The sequence below is a fragment of the Bartonella sp. DGB1 genome, assembly GCF_041345015.1.
Lineage (GTDB): Bacteria > Pseudomonadota > Alphaproteobacteria > Rhizobiales > Rhizobiaceae > DGB1.
Genome location: NZ_CP166769.1, coordinates 861,627 through 880,975, shown reverse-complemented (window position 1 = coordinate 880,975; position 19,349 = coordinate 861,627). Strand labels below are relative to the sequence as shown.

Genomic DNA, 19,349 nt, shown 5'->3' with positions numbered 1-19,349 from the left:
TGTCATGTTTAAAATTTTATGTTAGAGTTGATTGGTATACGTAATTGATATCTTTTTGATTTCCTTTTTTAGGAGCATGTACATGTATCTTTTTATCTGAGAAAGTCTATTCTACTTTTTAGTAGAACAGCATTTATAAATTTTCATGAGAAGCAACTAACAAAGCTTTATTAGAATTGTAAGTTACCATCTGATGAAGATTATTTTAGCTTAAAAATATTTATTTATTTCAGATCAACGTATAGAAAATTATCATAAACTTAGTAATCTGCTTTTCCTTGAAAATTATATTTGTAAAAATATAATTTGTTAAAAAACTTACAAAGGAAGATATTTTATTTTTTATAGAAAAATAGAATCTTATGATAATCAAAAATTACATTTTTTAATTCGAAAAGCTTAAATGGTTTTTTATATGTTTAAATAAATTTTTGCTAAACTAGCTAGAGTTGCCGTGAATAATTATAGGTATACCTATAAAATTAATTAGAGGGAGGTAATATTTTATGAAAGATTTATTAAAAATATTTAAGAAAATATGGCAAAAAGTAACGGTATCTTATAAAATATTCTTTTATGTAACTATTATATTATTTATTTTAACTAGTCTATCTCGTGTTCTACTTCCTATATTATTTTCAAATATAGCTGAAGCGGCATTGAAGCCTTATAATATTTTATTAACTGCAGTTTTATTATATGCTTTAGTATTGGCATTAGCTCGAATATTAGAAGCGGGTAGACAGTTTTCTTATAGTTCTTTTCAGCAGGAAATTCAAAAAAAATTATATTCATATTCTTTAGAAAAATATTATACTCTTCCTGACAAGGAAATTAAAAAATTTACCTCAAGTGAATCTATTAATTTTATTGATCGTGGCATAGGTAATATAAGATTGGCTATGTCTCAACTATTGTTTAATATAGTTCCTCCGATAATAGAAGGAGTTATGATGATATTAATAATATATTACAAGGTTGGTATATTATTAGCTATTCAAGTTTTTACTATATTGGTAATCTTTTGCTTTTTTACTTATGTATTTTCTATAAAAATACATTCTTTAGAAGAAAATCTTTCTATTGATTATGCTAAAAATTATAAAATTTTATCAGAAGGAGTAAAAACTCATGAATCTTTGCGCTCTTTTGAAAAAACTCCATGGTTGGTTAGCAAATTATCTGATGGCTGGGAAAGTTTTAAATTAAATGTATTAAATATAAATAAACGCTGGTTTATTCTAGGTGTAGTTCAAGCTTTTTTATTAGCTTTTTTATTTTTCACCGTAAATTATCATGTAATTTTAAAAAGTAGTTCTACAGCAGAACTTGTATCGTTAATAGTACTTATTAATGTATTGCTTATGCAGCTTATCGTACCTTTAACAACTTTATCAGAATCTTATACTAGCTTTGTTTCTTCATTGGCAGAAACAAAGGTATTATGTAACTTTATAAAAGTTTCAGAAAATATCTTTAAGTTAGATCATACATTTGATAAAAATGTAAAAGGATTTAAGTTACAAGATATAAAAGTTAAATTATCTAGCAAAAATCAATTGATTTATAATGATATTAATATTTCTAACAAAGGAATAACTTTAATTTCTGGTGCATCTGGACAAGGTAAATCAACCTTAACTAGGGTGTTAGCTGGATTACAACCTTATGAAGGAAAATTAACTACAGGATATTTAAAAAATGAAATTCTTTATTTACATCAAAATGTAGATATTTTTGATTGCTCTTTATTTGAAAATATAGCTTTAGGAACATGCAATGAAGAAAAAGCACTTGTTTGTTTAAAAAAAGCAGGATTTAGTCAAAAAGAAATTGATAATTTATTAAAAAATACCTTAGGTGAAAATGGTAATAATATCTCTGGTGGTCAAGCACAACGTATAGGAATAGCTCGCATGTTATATCATGATGCTAAAGTTATGATATTTGATGAACCAACGAATGGACTTGATAGTGAGGCTGTAGAAGAAATTATGTCTACTTTTAAAAAATTAGCTAAGGATAATAATATTATTATTGTATCGCATGATGATCGTATAAGAGATATCGCATCTTATGAAATATCTCTTAGTTCTAAAATGATAACGCTTTAAAATAGTTTGATGGATTATGTTTATTTATAGATATCTATAAATAAACATAATTTAAAAATACATTTTAGTTGAGTAATTTTACCTTGGTTAGTTATTGAAAAGTGATAATTGCAAATTAATATATTTGGTAAATGTTATATACTGTACCTATAAAACGACATATAGATATCTTAGTTATTTAAGAATTTTATATACTGAAAATATCGTAATCTTTTTATATCTATTTTGATGGTAAGATTTTAGCAGTATTTTGCATTAATTTAAAATTTTAATAGTTTTAATTTTTTGTTCGCTGTCTTAAACATACAAATATGTTTAAGTAATTTATTTTAGCTTTAAGTTTAATAATAGGGAGGGGAATAACGAATTTATAAATATTAGAATTAGATTGTTATCGCATTTTGGTAATTAGAGGGAAAAATCTTTAATTTGAGCGTTGAGAGATATTTACCGTTGAGTGATATTTACCGTTGCTTTTGATTTATCTTTTTCTTTTTAGTTTTCTCCTTATAAGGAGCAGAAAATATATTTAATAAGGAAATTTAACTCATTTTAACTAAAAAACAAATGTGTTATAATTTATGTGCTATTATAAAAGAAAGATTTATCTTTTCTATGATTTTATTTATTAACTTATATGCTAAAATATTTATTAAAAATTATTTCGACTACGTGACAATAGGATCTGTTTAGTGTATCTATATAAAAAAATATTTACAAAGAAAGTCCATTATGGAAACTAAGGCTATTTATAAAAGAATCTTGTTAAAAGCCTCTGGCGAGGCGTTGATGGGTAAACAAAATTTTGGGATTGATGTCTCTGTGGTAGATCAAATCGCTCGAGATATTCTTTTCGCTACTAAAATAGGGGTAGAAATAGCGGTTGTTATTGGAGGCGGGAATATATTCCGTGGTGTTGCTGTTGCTTCTCATGGAGGAGATAGAGTTACCGGAGATCATATGGGAATGCTTGCTACAGCTATTAATTCTTTAGCATTGCGTACTTCTTTACAAAAATTAGGGGTTGATACAGTAGTTTTATCAGCTATTGCTATGCCACAAATTTCTGAAAGTTTTTCTCAGCGTAAAGCTACTCAATATATGTCGCAGGGAAAAGTGGTGATTTTTGCCGGTGGTACTGGTAATCCTTTCTTTACTACGGATACCGCTGCTGCTTTAAGAGCGGCAGAAATAGGTGCGGATGCATTATTAAAAGCAACTCAGGTTGATGGAGTTTATTCATCAGATCCACGTAAAACTAAAGACGCTGTTCGATATAATGAATTAACATATATGGATGTTATTGATCAAAATCTGACTATAATGGATAGTACTGCTATAAGTCTTGCAAAAGATAATAATATTCCTATTGTAGTATATAATATTTTATCTGAAAATGGATTATCAGATATAGTACAAGGTCGTGGGCGATTTACTAAAATTGTAGGAGAACATAATGAATAATTTGTTAAATTTATCATCTTTAGAAGAGCGTATGAACGGTGTTCTAGATTCTTTTAAACATGATTTATCTGGTTTACGTACAGGGCGTGCTTCTGTTAATTTATTGGATCCTATTATGGTTGATTCTTACGGGTCTAAAGTACCTTTAAACCAAGTGGCTAATATTTCTGTTCCAGAACCTAGACTTTTATCTGTTTCTGTGTGGGATAAATCTATGGTTGTAGCGGTAGAAAAAGCTATTAGAGAATCTTCTTTAGGGTTAAATCCTATTGTCGATGGCACGTTATTACGTTTACCTTTACCTGAGTTAAATGAGCAAAGACGTAAAGAGCTCGTAAAAATAGCTGGTCAATATGCTGAAAATAGCCGTGTTGCGATTCGTCATGTGCGGAGAGATGGAATTGATCATTTTAAAAAATTAGAAAAAGACTCCACTTTAAGTAAAGATGATGTACATATTGCATGTGAAAAAATTCAGAAACTTACCGATGATATGATAGATAAAGTTGATAATCTTCTTGCGGTCAAAGAAAAAGAAATTATGCAAATATGAGGATAATATATTGCTTTCAATGCCTAAACATATAGCTATTATTATGGATGGTAATGGTCGTTGGGCTACCGAGAGAGGTTTGTCGCGCGCCGCAGGTCATGAGGCTGGTTCTAATGCTTTGTCTAGTTTGATAACTAATGTTCGTGAATTGTCAATTGAATGGTTAACTCTTTTTGCTTTTTCTTCTGAAAATTGGTTAAGACCATCTGAAGAAATAGAGGATCTTTTTGCTTTATTACATCAGTTTGTGAAAAATCAATTATCAAAGATTAAAGAAGAGAATATTCGCATTCATATTATTGGTGATAGAACTTCTTTATCCGCCGATATATTAGATTTACTCACTCATAGCGAGCGTGTGACAGCTGATAACACTGGTTTAAATCTTGTTATTGCTTTTAACTATGGTGCTAGGAATGAAATAGTTAGAGCTATGAAAAAAATTTGCTATCAAATAGAGTCTAAAGTAATTAAAATAGAAGATATTTCAGAAAAGTTGGTTAATGGTTATTTAGATACTCATTTTATCCCAGATCCAGATTTAATTATTCGTACTAGTGGCGAGATGCGTTTGTCTAATTTTTTATTGTGGCAGGCTGCTTATTCTGAATTTTTTTTCTCTTCTTGCTATTGGCCTGATTTTAATTTGCAAGAATTAGAGTTAGCTATCGATTCTTATCGGTCAAGAAATCGTCGTTTCGGTGCAATTACTTAAAGGAAATGACATGTCTAATTTTCAACTTCGTAGTTTGGTTGGTTTGCTCCTTGTTATTATTACTTTAAGTAATATTTATTTGGGGGGTATATATTTTACCGCTTTTTGTTTTATAATTGGTGGGTTTATTTTTTATGAGTGGTTAGCTATCACACAAGTTTTAAAAGATAAACAAGAATTTATTTTATCACTTTGCTTGTATCTATTAGTAGTTACTAGTTTTTATTTTAGTAATTATGTATTTGCTGTTATTTTTTTCTGCTTTTTATTGTTATTGATTTATGGCTTTGTTAACTCTCGTTACTGGAGTGCATTTGGTTTATTATATGCAGCTCTGCCTATGGTTTCCTTAGCTTTATTAAGGGTTGGAAGTGATGGTAATATTTACTTGATTTTATATTTATTTTTAGTCGTTTGGGCTAGTGATATAGGCGGTTATATATTTGGAAAAGCTATTGGAGGTAAGAAGTTAGCTCCTTATTTATCTCCTAATAAGACTATTTCTGGTTCTATAGGTAGTTTTTTATTTAGTGTAATAATTGCTATATTATTTTCTTATTTTTATTGTAATTCATTATATTTAAATTTAATTTGGCTAGCCGTAATTTTATCTTTCTTTGTCCAAGTAGGTGATATAGGTGAATCTGCTATTAAAAGATATTTTCGTGTAAAGGATTCTAGTAATTTACTTCCTGGACACGGAGGATTTATGGATAGATTTGATGGGCTTATAGTGGCTGCTTTAATATTATATTTATTAAAAATTAGTTTTCCTAATTTTAGTCCTTTATAAAATTAGCTTTGCTTAATATTATTTTTAAAATTTCTATCGTCATTTCAAAGAAATGCTATATATATGAAATATAGGTGTGTTATTAGTGTAAATAGTTAATAAAGTACAACAAATGATTTAAATATTGATTGAGTTAGTTTATATTAACTAAGTAATTTTTGAGTGTAGAGATAAAATGAGAGTTAAAAACCAAAATTTTCTTAAAAAAAAATCAGCTTTGTTGTTTTTATTTTTATCAACAATATATAGCATAAATTCGGTTAATGCTGAAGTAATTGATAAAATTAAGATAGAAGGTAACCATTCTATCGGAAGTCAATTAATTGTTAATTTGTTGCCATTTAAAGTTGGTGATGATATTACCGGAGATGATATAAATATCGCTGTTAAAAAATTATTCTCTCAGGGTTTTTTCTCTAATGTTAATATCGCGATAAATAATAACACTTTATTAGTTAATGTTACCGAACAAAATGCTATAAATAAGGTTATTTTTGAAGGCAATTCCTTACAAAAAGATAATGTTTTAATACCAGTAATGAGTTTACAAAGAGGTCGTACTTATAATGCTTATTCTGCGGCCTTAGATGAACAAGCAATCAAAAATTATTATGAAAAACAAGGTTATGGAGATGTGATAGTTCAGATACGTCCAGTTTCTGTATCTCCAGGTAATATAAATCTAGTAGTTTCAATAGAAGAAGGTATACAAGCTAGAGTTGGTAAAATATTATTTGTTGGAAATCATAGTTTTCCAGATAATCAATTAAAAGATGTAATAATAAGTAAATCAACTGGTTTTTTGTCTTTTTTAAAGAAAGATGATGTTTATACTAAAGAAAAAACTGAAGTTGATAAGCAACTTTTACAATTATTTTATCAACAGAGGGGTTACGCAGATTTTTATGTGGATTCTGTTGAGAAACATTTTGATCCTGAAACCAATAAATATGTGCTAACTTACCATTTAGAGGAAGGTAAAAAATATACTTTTGGTAAAGTTTTAATAAATAATTTTATTTCAGGTATTGATGTTGAGGCGTTGAGATCTAAAATTGATATTCATGAAGGTGATGTTTTTGATTCTCGTCAATTAGAGTTTAGCCAATTGGCAATGAATAATTATTTACTTCGTCATGGACATCCCTTTGCTACCATTAATCAGAGCACTAAAAGAAATTTAGAAAATAACACTATAGATGTATCTTACCAGCTTGTGCAGGGTGCACCAATTTATATAAATCGTATCGTAGTTAGAGGTAATACAAAAACCCGTGAATGGGTTATTCGCCAAGAGTTTACGGTGAATGAAGGCGATGCTTTTAATCGTGCTTCTTGGTTATCTATACGTCAACGCTTACTTCATCTAGGTTTCTTTAGTAATGTAGAAATCTCTCTAGGGCAGACTAATAAACATGATCGCGTTAATGTTATAGTTACTGTAGTAGAGCAGCCGACTGGTCAAATTTCAGCATCGGCTGGGTACGTAACCGGTGGTGCTGCGGGTGGTGCTAACTTCCAAGGTTCTATATCACAAAGTAATTTTTTAGGACGCGGTGAAGGTGCATCTCTTTCTATTGGCGGCGGGTTAAATTATTCCTTTAATGGTAATCTATCCTATAATAAATCGCGTTTATGGGGTACACCTATGAGTGGTCGTGTATCTCTATCTGGTTCTACTGTAGTACAGTCTAATACTAGACAAACTCAACTAGCTTTAAGTCCATCTGTTAGTTTTCCTGTTAGTGAAAATGTATCGGGAAGTGTTTCTTATATATTAGCTAGAGAATCATACACCGCTGTTGGTCAGCAGCAATCTTCTCCCGCTATGAGAGAGGCAATTGATAATAGTCCTTGGTATCGTTCATCTGTAAGTTATGCTTTAACTCGCAGCACAATTGATAATTTCGTTTTACCACGTGAAGGAACTTATCTGCGCTGGCAACAAGAATTAGCCGGTTTAGGTGGTAATGCTCAATTTTTAAAAACTACGGTTAAAGCTAATTACTTTAAAACTCTTTCACCTACAGCGGATATAATTGCTATGGTGAAAGCTGGCGCTGGGTTTGTTGCTCCTTTATCTTCAAAAGGTGTTAGGATATTTGATTTATTTAAGAATAATACTTCTATTATTCGTGGTTTTGACTTTGGTGGTATTGGTCCTGTTCAAGAAAATAGCCATTTAGGTGGAACAACTTATTTTCACGCAACTGGAGAGTTAGATTTTCCTATTCCTTATGTTGCTGACCTATTGAATTTAAGAGGTGCCGTGTTTGTGGATTCAGCTTCATTATTTGGGAATCCTTACCCTTCTACTAAGGAAAATCCTTTATTATCTTTAGATAGCTTTTTGCGAGTTTCAACTGGTTTTAGTATTATTTGGCATGGTCCATTTGGTCCTTTTAGAATTGATTGGGCGTGGCCATTGAGAAAAAGAGATACTGATAGCGTTAGGGTTATGAGTATTGGAATATCTAACCATTTTTAATATAATAATTTAGTTATCAAGATTAATTAATAGATTGGTTTTATTTAGTGATTTAAGGATAAAGTATGGCTATAGAAAAAAATATAATTAATTCAGTGGATATTAATAAGATTTTATCTCTTTTACCACATAGATACCCTTTTTTATTGGTTGATAAAATTATTGATATACAAGGTAGTGAATCTGCTACAGGTATTAAAAATGTTACTTTTAATGAGCCTCATTTTTTAGGTCACTTTCCAGGGCATCCGATTATGCCAGGAGTATTAATTGTAGAAGCTATGGCTCAAACAGCAGGGGCCATTACTTTATTAGAGGCTGCAACAGAACAGCCAAGCTTAGTATATTTTATGACTATCGATAAAGTAAAATTTCGGCGTCCAGTTGTACCAGGTGATCAATTATATATCCATGTAAAAAAATTAAGGCAACGTGGGACGATGATAAAATTTAGCTGTAGAGCAGAGGTAGAACAGCAATTAGCTGCAGAAGCTGAAATTGCTGCTATGGTAATGCCGCAAGAAGAAAAATAATAATTTTAATATAGTCAATTTATTCTAATTTTTCTTTATTACCTATATAATTGTTTATATAGGTAATAAAGTTTAAAATAAATAATTTTATATTTTATTTAAATAAAATCTATATTAATGTGAGATATTATTAGTACATAATGATATTAAATCTATTATTAAGCATAGATAGATATTTTTAATAATTTGAGTTTACTATATTTATCAATTATCATGATTTTTGATAAATATTAAATTTGTACTTATCTAAATACAATCTATATTCATACAATATATTTACTGGTATCTAATGATACTAAAGTTATTATTAAGAATAGATAAATCAATTTATTAAAATATAATTATTATAATATTTATCAAGTTATGATGTTGGTTTAGCTTGCTTAAGTTGAAACTAATAATTATCTTATTTTGATTTATCTAGCCTGCGGTAAATATTAATAATGTCTCATTGTATAACTTAAAGATTACTAAATTAATATTTATATGAGTTATTGATAATGCTAAACAGATATGAATAGTTATTTAACTAATTCATATCTGTTTATTTATAGTTATTAGCGCTGATCTAGCGACTTATAATCTCTTTGTTGATAACCATTATATAACTGACGTGGACGCCCAATTTTTTGATTTGGATCTTCAATCATTTCTTTCCATTGTGCTACCCAGCCTACTGATCTTGCTAAAGCAAATAGTACGGTAAACATTTCAGGTGGAAAACCTAGCGCTCTTAAAGTTATACCAGAATAGAAATCTATATTTGGATATAATTTTTTCTCTATAAAATATTCATCATTCAGTGCTATACGTTCTAATTCCATAGCAACTTGCAATAATGGATCATCTTTCATATCTAGTTCTGCAAGTACTTCGTGGCAAGTTTGTTGCATAATTTTGCCACGTGGATCGTAATTTTTATATACTCTATGTCCAAAACCCATTAATCTGAAAGGATCATTTTTATCTTTTGCTCTAGCAATATATTCTGGAATACGGTCTACAGAGCCGATTTCTTTTAACATATTTAAATTAGCTTCATTGGCTCCTCCGTGTGAAGGACCCCATAAACAAGCAACACCAGCAGCAATACAAGCAAAAGGATTAGCCCCTGAAGAGCCAGCAAGCCTTACGGTAGATGTTGATGCATTTTGCTCATGGTCTGCATGTAGCACGAAAATACGATCAATAGCTCTGGATAATATAGGGTTAATTTTATACTCAGCAGAAGGTACTGAAAAACACATATTTAAGAAATTAGATGCAAAATCTAAATTGTTGTTAGGGTAAACAAAAGGTTGTCCTAAATGATATTTATAGGTCATAGCCGCTATAGTAGGGACTTTTGCTATCAAACGTATTGAAGCCAGCCAACGTTGCTCAGGATCAGAAATATCAGTTGAATCATTATAAAATGCTGATAATGCACCCATAGCGGCTACCATAATTGCCATTGGATGAGCATCTCTTCTGAATCCAGAGAAGAATTTAATCATTTGCTCATGTAGCATAGTATGATGTGTTACATGATGATTAAATTCTTCTTTTTGTTGTTTATTAGGTAATTCACCCTGTAATAATAAATAGCAAGTTTCAAGGAAATCACCTTTTTCAGCTAATTGTTCAATAGGGTATCCTCTATATAATAGAACACCTTTATTACCATCTATAAATGTAATCTTAGATTCGCAAGCTGCAGTAGATAAAAAGCCAACATCATAGGTAAAAAGTCCGGATTGTTTGTAAAGTGATGAAATATCAATAACATCAGGGCCTAGAGTACCGGAATATATTGGTAATTCAATAGATTTACCATTTACTGTTAGTATGGCTTTATTATCAGACATTTTTGCCTCCTTGGATATAATATTTTGTTTTAATTTTAAAACTGTTATTTTATAACGATTATCTTTTATTAGGTCAACTGACTATTTGCTTATCTAATTGTGAGTTTAATCGTTTTATTGATTCTTGTTTACCTAATATGATTAATAAATCATAAATTGAAATTGAATTATAATCACCGGTCAATGCTATTCTTACGCATGGTCCTATTTGAGCAAATTTTAAATTATTATCATTAAGATATGTTTTTATAACTTCTTCTAAGTTTTTTTTATTCCAATCTTCTATATTAGTAAAAATATTTATTAGGTCTTTAAAAATATCTTTATTAAAGTCGGTTAGCATCTCTTTGGATTTTTCGGTAACTTCCAATGGTAACTTTTTAAAGATAAATTTAGCAGAATTTATTATATCTAATAAAGTTTTTGCTCTTTCCTTTAACGGAGTGAGGGCTAATAGTAACATATTTTTAGTTTCATCTGTTAAATTATTTTTTATAACATCAATATCATCTATCAATGGTAATAATTTTAATATTTCGTTTAATAATTCTTCATTATCCATTATTTTTATATAATGACTATTTATTGCTTCTAATTTTTTAAAATCAAATCTTGAAGAACTTTTATTTATATCTTTTACATCGAACCATTCAATTAATTTATTGGTTGCTATAATTTCATCATTTCCATGACTCCATCCTAGCCGTGCTAAATAATTTCGTAATGCTTCTGGAAGATAGCCCATTTTTTGATAGATATCCACACCTAATGCGCCGTGCCTTTTAGATAATTTACTACCATCTTCTCCTAAAATTAATGGTATATGTGCCATTTTAGGAATTTGCCATTGTAATGCGTTATAAATTATTATTTGCTTAGCTGCATTGGTTAAATGATCATCACCTCTAATAATGTTTGTTATTTGCATATCATGATCATCTACAACAGCTGCTAACATATATGTTGGAGTACCGTCAGAACGTAATATTACAAAATCGTCTAGATCTTCACATGGAAATTGAATAGTTCCTAGCACTTCGTCATTAAGTGTTATGAAGCCGGTTGTAGGGGCTTTAATTCTAATGGTAGGTTTAATATCTTTAGGTGGTGTTTCAGAGGAGTTTCGCCATTTGTTAGGATGTTTTTTTGTTTGATTATTGTTCCTTAATTCTTGTAGTTCTTCAGCTGTGGTATAGCAATAATATGCTTTTCCTGTCTTTAATAATTCCATCGCAACTTCTTGATGACGAGCTATACGTTGTGATTGATAGATAATTTGATCATCATAACAGATACCTAGCCAATTTAGACCATCTATAATAGCGTTAATTGCGGGCTGAGTTGATCTTTTTTGATCTGTATCTTCAATTCTAAGTAAAAATTTACCATTAACATGTTTTGTGTATAGCCAATTAAATAAGGCTGTCCGTGCTCCTCCAATATGTAAAAAGCCAGTTGGGGAAGGGGCAAAACGTGTAATAACATTTTTAGAAGTTGGCATATATGGCTCCAAATGATAAAATATGATAATTAAATAATTTAATAAAATTATGTAATAGCAATAGAATATAGCCGGTATCATAAGAGGAAATTTTATTAAAATGCAAGCACCAGATCCTCTTAATAAAATAAAATATGTGGAAGATAAGATAAATATAGTTGCTAAGATATTAAATTTTATCAATACGATAAAAAATCTTTTTATTCTAGAATATTCTTACGGTACATATTTTAATTGGATACCCGTATTTTTCGCTATAGGTATCTTATTATACTATCACATAGATCTGGAATTGCAATTAACTAGTTTAATCTTATTAAATTTGTTAATAGGAACTTTGATGGTTTTTATTAATAAAAATAAATTTCTTCTTATATTAGTAAGTTATATATTTTTTATTATATTGGGTATGACCTGTGCAAAATTAGAAACAATACGTTTAAATACTAATATGATACCTTCAGCAATAACAACTCACATAATTGCTAAGGTAGAGCAAATTAATTTAGTTAAAAATAATAATTATAGATTAATTTTAGCAACGCAAGATACTTCACAACCTAAATTATCATATGTACCACAGAAAATACAAGTTAAGCTGAATGAACTAATTAGAGATTTACAAATAGGAGATAAATTATCGGGTAAAATAAGACTCAGTCCTTTTAATGGTGCTGAACGATTATCCGGTTTTAATTTTAGTTTTTCTCAATATTTTAACTCTATCGGTGCGCAAGGTGTTTTTTTAAATAAACCAATATTGATAAAACATAAAGATAACTTAACATTAAGCAATAAATTTATGCAATATGTAGAACAAGTTAGATTTAATTTATCGCATCGTATATATGAAGTCTTACCTGGAGAGAAAGGCGCAATCGCGGCTGCATTAATAACCGGTAAAAGAGGAGGTATATCTGAAGAAACTAATTATAATTTAAGGCGATCAGGATTAGCTCATATACTTGCTATATCTGGGTTGCATATGTCTTTAGTTGTTGGACTTATTTTAGTGCTTTTCAGGTATATTTTTGCTTTATTTCCAGTATTTACCTCGCATTATTCTATAAGAAAAATGGTAGCTATTCCTGCTTTGATGGTAGCATTTTTATATTTATTATTATCTGGGATTTCAGTTGCAGCCTTTAGAAGCTTTTTAATGGTATGCGTTATTTTATTAGCTATGTTATGTGGCAGACAGGCATTGACAATAAGAAATTTATCTATCGCAGCATTGGTTATTTTAATATTCTCACCTCATGAAATATTAAATGCTGGTTTTCAATTATCTTTTGGAGCTACATTGATTTTATTGGCATCTATTAATTGGATAGATTTAAGTAAATTATATGCTACTAAAAGAATAGCTAAATTCTATAGGATATTGTGGAATTATATTCTTATACCAATATTAGCTATTGCTATAACTTCTTTTGTTATAGGTTTTGCGAGTGGTATTTATTCTTTATATCATTTTGATAATATTGCAATTTGGGGCGTGGTAAGTAATATTTTAGTTTTTCCTATTATTACATTAATAATTATGCCTTCGGCGTTAATAGCTAGTTTGTTAGTTCCATTTGGAATGGATTATTATATTTTTAAATTAATGGGGTGGGGAATTGAATATGTTATCATGGTCGCTAATTGGGTATCTAGTTGGAGTTATAAAAATAGCTTTGGCTATATGCCCGTATCAACTTTAATCTTTTCAACTTTAGGCTTATTATGTTTGTGTGGTTTTAGAACTAAGTTAGCGGTAGTTTCTATTGTCTTTTTTATATTAGCAGCGGTTAGTTTTTATTTTAAAAAAATACCACATATAATTATCATTAAAAATAATTTAGTAATGATATTAGATAAGCGAGCTATCTCTATTAATAAAAATAACTCAGCTAATAAATTAAGAATTAAAAATTTTATACAACTTTATAAAATAGATCAATTATTACCTCCTTTAACTACGGATTATTTAGCACAATATGGACAATTCATGTGCAAAAAAGGTCTATGTGTTGCTGTATTAAAAAATGGGGATATCATAACCGTTGCAGAGAATAATGGTAGCGCAAAAGCTGCTTGTGAGCTAGGAGATATTGTAATATTAAACTATAAAGGGTATCATAATAGATGTTATAATAAATCATCATTAGTTATTAATAGCTATGACTTAGCAAGGTGGGGTACAGCAATTATAAATATTAATGGCAATAATTATGATGTAAAATATACAGATGGTTCAATATCTCGACCATGGAATAAACATAAAAAATTTATTAGCTTTGATTGATGCTAAATATTTAAAATTTACAGCGTTACCCATAATAAATTACAGAATAGGTATATAATGTTATCTCAAAATGAATTAAAAGAAAAGGCCGCTCAAACAGCAGTTTCATTAGTAAAAAATAATATGAAATTAGGTATAGGTACTGGTTCGACAGTAGATTTTTTTGTGAAATTACTCGCTAAAGAAATACAAAAAGGTTTAAAAATAGTTGGTGTTGCAACCTCAGAACAAACTGCCGCTTTATGTAGAAGTTTAACCGTACCACTAACAACTTTAGAGGAACATCCAGTTTTAGATCTTACTATTGATGGAGCTGATGAAGTTGATCCTAATTTACAATTAATCAAAGGTGGAGGTGGTGCATTACTTCGAGAGAAGATTACCGCTTTCGCTTCTAAAGAAATGGTAGTTATAATTGATGAAAGTAAAAAGGTTAATCAACTTGGTAATTTTCCTCTACCTATAGAAGTTAATAGATTTGGTTGGAAAGCTACTAAAACAGCACTACAACAATTAGCAGAAAAATTTTCTCTAACAGGTGATATTATTTTAAGACACCAAGCTAGTATCCCTTTTATCACAGATGAAGGACATTATATATTAGACGCACATTGGAGTAAGTTATCAGAGCTAAAAATTTTAGCTGCAAAGTTAGAACAAATACCAGGGGTAGTGCAACATGGGTTATTTATAGATATGGCAACTAAAGTAATAGTAGCGCAACCTAATGGCGATATTAAAATTATTGAAGCAAAAGATAAAAGGTAGAAAAATGAGAGAATATGATTATGATTTATTTGTAATAGGAGGAGGATCTGGAGGAGTAAGGGCGGCTCGTCTTGCTGGTCAATTAGGAAAAAAAGTAGCGTTAGCAGAAGAATATCGAATTGGTGGTACTTGTGTAGTGCGTGGTTGTGTTCCTAAAAAATTATATGTATATGCCTCTCGATACCATGAAATGTTTGAAGATTCACAAGGATTTGGTTGGGCGTATAATGGAATAAGTTTTGATTGGAAAAAATTAGTTGCTGCTAAGGATAAAGAAATTAGAAGGTTAGAAAAAATTTATCAGTCAGGCTTGTCAGCTGCAAAAGTTGAGATTTTTGAAGATAAAGCCGTTTTTTTAGATAATCATACTCTTAAATTACAAAAATCAAATAAAATAATTACTGCTGATAAAATATTAATAGCAACTGGTTCTACACCTTTAACTAATTTACCTATTGAAGGATTGGAGCATGGACTGACAACTAATGAATTATTTAACTTACCTGAATTACCAAAGTCTATAGTAATTGCTGGCGGAGGCTATACTGCGGTAGAATTTGCTAATATTTTTCATGGTTTAGGAGTTAACGTCACTTTAGTGCATTGGAAAGATTATATATTATCATCTTTTGATATGGATTTACGTGAAGGTTTACAATCTGCGATGAAAGAAAAAAATATAAAATTTGCTACTGGAGTTACAATTACGAAAATTGATAAAATAGATTCTCAATATAAGGTGATTTTGTCTGATGGTAAGGAGATAAAAACAGATATTGTAGTTCTGGCTCTAGGTCGTCATCCTTATGTAAAAGGTTTAGGGTTGGAAAATACTGATGTTATATTGAATCAGTCAGGTTTAATATGTGTAGATAATTACTTGAAAACTACGGCAGATAATATTTGGGCGTTAGGTGATGTAGCTAATCATTACCAACTTACTCCTGTTGCGATACATGAAGCTATGTGTTTTATTCAAACTGTCTTCCATAATAAACCTACTAGCCCGGATTATGAATATATTGCAACGGCGGTTTTTTCTCAGCCAGAAATTGCAAAAGTAGGACTAAGTGAAGCAGAGGCAGCCACTTCTTTATTATCAGTAGAAATTTATAAGACTTCATTTCGTCCTATGGTACATAGTTTGTCAGGTAGAAATGCAAAATGTTTTATGAAATTAGTAGTAGATTCTAATAGTCGTTTAATAGTAGGAGCACATATGCTAGGAGAAAATGCAGGCGAAATAATTCAATTATTATCGGTTGCATTAAAAGGCAAATTAACTAAAGAGCAATTTGATGCTACTATGGCAGTACATCCAACTATAAGTGAAGAATTTGTAACTATGTATCAGCCAAATTATTGTTATGTAGAGGGGCAAAAAATCGGCGGTTGTTAGCGAACAGGTCATAATATGACGCAAATAACAGATAATAAAAAATTAGATATAACTTCTTGGCGGTATAAGAAATCTCAACAAATTCCAATTTATAATAATCAAAAAAAATTAGAATTAGTGGAGGAGACTTTAAAAAAATATCGCCCTTTAGTAGTTGTAAATGAAATTGAACAATTGCTTGAAGATATAACTCAGGTGCAAAGGGGGCAGGGTTATATTTTGCAAGCTGGAGAATGTGCTGAACGATTTGCAGACAATAATTATGCTTTTGTGAAAAATTTTTATTATTTTTTTAAGCAATTGATAAAAATTTTATCTAGGGACGGTAATGAGAATTTTGTACATATAGGTAGAATAGCAGGACAATTTGCTAAGCCAAGAACTAATCTATATGAAAATAAAGATAATAAAAGAATCCTAGCTTATAGAGGAGATATTATTAACGATATAGCCGAGGATATTATTAAACGGCAACCCGACCCTAGTAGGCAAATTAAGGCCTATTATCAGGCAGAATATATTTTAAAATTATTGAATTATTTCGTTAATAAGGAAAAGAATAAACAAAATTTTTACGTTAGTCATGAAGCTTTATTATTGAATTATGAAGAGGCATTAACTAGAGTCGATGTTAATGGTAACTATTATAATAGCTCTGCTCATATGGTCTGGATAGGGAATCGCACGCGTCAACTTGATCATGCGCATGTAGAATTTTGTAAAAATATCGTTAATCCTATAGGTATTAAATGTGATGATAAAATTACCGCAGAAGAATTATTAAAGTTATTGGATATTTTGAATCCTAATAATAAAGATGGTAAAATAATTCTTATTACTAGGTTTGGCTATGATAAAATTGAAACAGTTTTACCAAATTTAATTAAGGCTGTACAATCATTTGGAAATAATGTCACTTGGATTTGCGATCCTATGCATGGTAATAATGTAGTATATAACAATTATAAAACGCGTAAATTTGAACATATATTATCAGAAACAGCATCTTTTTTTGAGATTCATAAGAGAATGGCTAGTCATCCTGGAGGTATACATTTAGAAATAACTGAAAAAATGGTGAGTGAATGTTTAGGTGGTTATAAGCATCAGATTACTGAAGATCAGCTATCAGAACGTTATTTAACCAATTGCGATCCTCGATTAAATCGACAACAATCATTAGAGTTAGCTACTTTTGTAGCTGATAAAATAGCTAATAATAAATAAGGAAAAATATTTTGAAAATTTTCTTAGCGCAATTAAATCCAACAGTAGGTGATATAGCTAATAATTTAAAGTTAGCTTTAAATTATTATAGTAAGGCGAAAGCAGTTAAGGCTGATATTATCGTTTTTAGTGAATTATTTATTTGTGGATATAGTCCACAGGATTTAGTAAAATTACAATCTTTTTTGCAGGAATGTGAATTAGCTATCATGGAATTAACGCAAGCTACTAAAGATAGTGATACAGCTATTTTAGTTGGTTCTCCTATAGTTGATAGTAATAATATTTATAATGCGGCTTTATTATTAGATAAAGGTGAGATTATTGCAAAAAGTTATAAATATCATCTTCCTAATTATAAAGAATTTTCTGAGAAAAGAATTTTTTCCACGGCTGAATTACCCAGGGTTATTAATTTTAGAGATAAAAAAATAGCTATGCCTATATGCGAAGATATTTGGCAAAATTCTGATTTAATATCTCATTTAAAAATGCAAGGTGTAGAATTATTATTAGTTATGAATGCTTCGCCTTATACTGTTAATAAGATGAAATTACGTCATAATTTAGTTAGAAATATTACTACAAAAATTTCTGTACCATTAGTGTATGTTAATCAAATTGGTGCGCAAGATGGATTAATTTTTGATGGAGGATCTTTCGTATATAATGCAACAGGAGATTGTATCCTCCAATTAGCACAATTTAAGGAAGATACTGCTTGTTATGATTTGGATATTAATAATAAGATAAATTATGAAAATTTAATATTAAATCAGGAAGAAGCAAATTATCAAGCTTGTGTTTTAGGGCTAAGAGATTATATCCTTAAAAATAATTTTAAGAAAGTAATTGTAGGTTTATCTGGCGGTATAGATTCTGCTTTATCTACGGTAATGGCTGTAGATGCTATTGGGGCTGAAAATGTTTCTTGTTATATGTTACCATATAAATATACTTCTGATGACTCATTAATAGATGCAGAAATATCTGCTAAATTGTTGGGCGTAGATTATCATGTTATTCCAATTAATCAAGCTGTAGAAGCTAGTTTAACTAGTTTGTCATCTTTATTTGCTGGTTATCAATCAGATACTACAGAGGAAAATATTCAAAGTAGAATAAGAGGCGTCTTTTTGATGGCTTTAGCTAATAAATTTAATAGTTTATTAATAACGACAGGAAATAAATCAGAATTAGCCGTAGGTTATGCTACCCTTTATGGAGATATGAATGGAGCATATAATCCTATCAAAGATCTATATAAAACTGAAGTTTATAAATTAGCTAGGTGGAGAAATGCTAATTATATAGATGGTTTATTAGGTATTAAAGGTAAGGTAATAGCTGAAAATATTCTAACTAAAGAACCATCTGCAGAATTACGAGATAATCAAAAAGATACTGATAGTTTACCACCTTATGATATATTAGATAAAATTTTATATAAGTTAATAGAGGAAGAAAAAAGTTTAAAACAAATAATATCAGATGGTTATAATGAAACTATTGTTGCTAAGATAGAAAATTTATTATACTTATCAGAATATAAAAGAAGTCAGGCCGCAATAGGTACTAAATTAACAGAACGCTCTTTAGGTATTGATAGACAATATCCTATAACAAATTCTTATCGAGATAAATTTAGGTAACAAAT

Annotated in this window: 14 protein-coding genes; 12 read left to right on the top strand and 2 right to left on the bottom strand. The window is 29.5% G+C overall.

Annotated features, from left to right (window positions below; genetic code table 11):
• Window positions 1-506: 506 nt before the first annotated feature.
• The 7 genes from AB6T46_RS04395 (at window position 507) to fabZ (ending at window position 8,660) form a co-directional block, all read left to right on the top strand.
• Entirely contained in the window at window positions 507-2,114 is a 1,608-nt protein-coding gene (locus tag AB6T46_RS04395) for an ATP-binding cassette domain-containing protein (protein WP_370930944.1), read from the top strand.
• A gap of 732 nt (window positions 2,115-2,846) precedes the next feature.
• Window positions 2,847-3,578 (top strand): UMP kinase, encoded by a 732-nt coding sequence (pyrH, locus tag AB6T46_RS04390; RefSeq protein ID WP_370930943.1) that lies wholly within the window; start codon window positions 2,847-2,849, stop codon window positions 3,576-3,578.
• Window positions 3,571-4,131, top strand: a complete 561-nt coding sequence (gene frr, locus AB6T46_RS04385; RefSeq protein WP_370930942.1) for a ribosome recycling factor — start codon at window positions 3,571-3,573, stop codon at window positions 4,129-4,131. The genes pyrH and frr overlap by 8 nt, the downstream gene beginning before the upstream one ends.
• 19 nt (window positions 4,132-4,150) lie before the next feature.
• On the top strand, window positions 4,151-4,846 hold the full coding sequence (locus AB6T46_RS04380; RefSeq protein WP_370930941.1) for an isoprenyl transferase: 696 nt from the start codon (window positions 4,151-4,153) through the stop codon (window positions 4,844-4,846).
• A gap of 10 nt (window positions 4,847-4,856) precedes the next feature.
• On the top strand, window positions 4,857-5,639 hold the full coding sequence (locus tag AB6T46_RS04375) for a phosphatidate cytidylyltransferase (RefSeq protein ID WP_370930940.1): 783 nt from the start codon (window positions 4,857-4,859) through the stop codon (window positions 5,637-5,639).
• Window positions 5,640-5,814: 175 nt separating this feature from the next.
• Window positions 5,815-8,127, top strand: a complete 2,313-nt coding sequence (bamA, locus tag AB6T46_RS04370; RefSeq protein ID WP_370930939.1) for an outer membrane protein assembly factor BamA — start codon at window positions 5,815-5,817, stop codon at window positions 8,125-8,127.
• A gap of 65 nt (window positions 8,128-8,192) precedes the next feature.
• The gene (gene fabZ / locus AB6T46_RS04365) at window positions 8,193-8,660 is read left to right on the top strand and encodes a 3-hydroxyacyl-ACP dehydratase FabZ (protein WP_370930938.1); all 468 of its coding nucleotides are present in this window, start codon (window positions 8,193-8,195) and stop codon (window positions 8,658-8,660) included.
• Window positions 8,661-9,217: 557 nt separating this feature from the next.
• Here fabZ and gltA read toward each other — a convergent pair.
• Window positions 9,218-10,507 carry a citrate synthase gene (gltA, locus tag AB6T46_RS04360; RefSeq protein WP_370930937.1) on the bottom strand — a complete coding sequence of 430 codons (1,290 nt, stop codon included), beginning with the start codon at window positions 10,505-10,507 and terminating at the stop codon, window positions 9,218-9,220.
• A 73-nt stretch (window positions 10,508-10,580) separates the two neighbouring features.
• Entirely contained in the window at window positions 10,581-12,008 is a 1,428-nt protein-coding gene (gene gltX / locus AB6T46_RS04355; RefSeq protein ID WP_370930936.1) for a glutamate--tRNA ligase, read from the bottom strand.
• Window positions 12,009-12,108: 100 nt separating this feature from the next.
• Here gltX and AB6T46_RS04350 point away from each other — a divergent pair, with 100 nt between their 5' ends.
• Genes AB6T46_RS04350 through AB6T46_RS04330 form a run of 5 tightly spaced genes read left to right on the top strand, consistent with a single transcriptional unit; the run spans window position 12,109 to window position 19,344 of the window.
• Window positions 12,109-14,298, top strand: a complete 2,190-nt coding sequence (locus AB6T46_RS04350) for a ComEC/Rec2 family competence protein (RefSeq protein WP_370930935.1) — start codon at window positions 12,109-12,111, stop codon at window positions 14,296-14,298.
• A 57-nt stretch (window positions 14,299-14,355) separates the two neighbouring features.
• Window positions 14,356-15,066, top strand: coding sequence for a ribose-5-phosphate isomerase RpiA (rpiA, locus tag AB6T46_RS04345; protein WP_370930934.1), 711 nt, complete (start codon window positions 14,356-14,358; stop codon window positions 15,064-15,066).
• A gap of 4 nt (window positions 15,067-15,070) precedes the next feature.
• The gene (gor, locus tag AB6T46_RS04340; RefSeq protein ID WP_370932047.1) at window positions 15,071-16,465 is read left to right on the top strand and encodes a glutathione-disulfide reductase; all 1,395 of its coding nucleotides are present in this window, start codon (window positions 15,071-15,073) and stop codon (window positions 16,463-16,465) included.
• Window positions 16,466-16,480: 15 nt separating this feature from the next.
• The gene (locus AB6T46_RS04335) at window positions 16,481-17,692 is read left to right on the top strand and encodes a 3-deoxy-7-phosphoheptulonate synthase (RefSeq protein ID WP_370930933.1); all 1,212 of its coding nucleotides are present in this window, start codon (window positions 16,481-16,483) and stop codon (window positions 17,690-17,692) included.
• Between the two features lie 11 nt (window positions 17,693-17,703).
• On the top strand, window positions 17,704-19,344 hold the full coding sequence (locus AB6T46_RS04330; RefSeq protein ID WP_370930932.1) for an NAD+ synthase: 1,641 nt from the start codon (window positions 17,704-17,706) through the stop codon (window positions 19,342-19,344).
• The last annotated feature ends 5 nt before the right edge of the window (window positions 19,345-19,349 follow it).

What these genes read in the sequence shown, in the direction of transcription:
- frr (WP_370930942.1), top strand. Translation starts at nt 3,571, where the DNA reads ATGAATAATTTGTTAAATTTATCATCTTTAGAAGAGCGTATGAACGGT.
- AB6T46_RS04375 (WP_370930940.1), top strand. Translation starts at nt 4,857, where the DNA reads ATGTCTAATTTTCAACTTCGTAGTTTGGTTGGTTTGCTCCTTGTTATT.
- gltA (WP_370930937.1), bottom strand. Translation starts at nt 10,507, where the DNA reads ATGTCTGATAATAAAGCCATACTAACAGTAAATGGTAAATCTATTGAA.
- rpiA (WP_370930934.1), top strand. Translation starts at nt 14,356, where the DNA reads ATGTTATCTCAAAATGAATTAAAAGAAAAGGCCGCTCAAACAGCAGTT.
- AB6T46_RS04350 (WP_370930935.1), top strand. Translation starts at nt 12,109, where the DNA reads ATGCAAGCACCAGATCCTCTTAATAAAATAAAATATGTGGAAGATAAG.
- AB6T46_RS04395 (WP_370930944.1), top strand. Translation starts at nt 507, where the DNA reads ATGAAAGATTTATTAAAAATATTTAAGAAAATATGGCAAAAAGTAACG.
- AB6T46_RS04335 (WP_370930933.1), top strand. Translation starts at nt 16,481, where the DNA reads ATGACGCAAATAACAGATAATAAAAAATTAGATATAACTTCTTGGCGG.
- fabZ (WP_370930938.1), top strand. Translation starts at nt 8,193, where the DNA reads ATGGCTATAGAAAAAAATATAATTAATTCAGTGGATATTAATAAGATT.
- pyrH (WP_370930943.1), top strand. Translation starts at nt 2,847, where the DNA reads ATGGAAACTAAGGCTATTTATAAAAGAATCTTGTTAAAAGCCTCTGGC.
- bamA (WP_370930939.1), top strand. Translation starts at nt 5,815, where the DNA reads ATGAGAGTTAAAAACCAAAATTTTCTTAAAAAAAAATCAGCTTTGTTG.
- gor (WP_370932047.1), top strand. Translation starts at nt 15,071, where the DNA reads ATGAGAGAATATGATTATGATTTATTTGTAATAGGAGGAGGATCTGGA.
- AB6T46_RS04380 (WP_370930941.1), top strand. Translation starts at nt 4,151, where the DNA reads ATGCCTAAACATATAGCTATTATTATGGATGGTAATGGTCGTTGGGCT.
- gltX (WP_370930936.1), bottom strand. Translation starts at nt 12,008, where the DNA reads ATGCCAACTTCTAAAAATGTTATTACACGTTTTGCCCCTTCCCCAACT.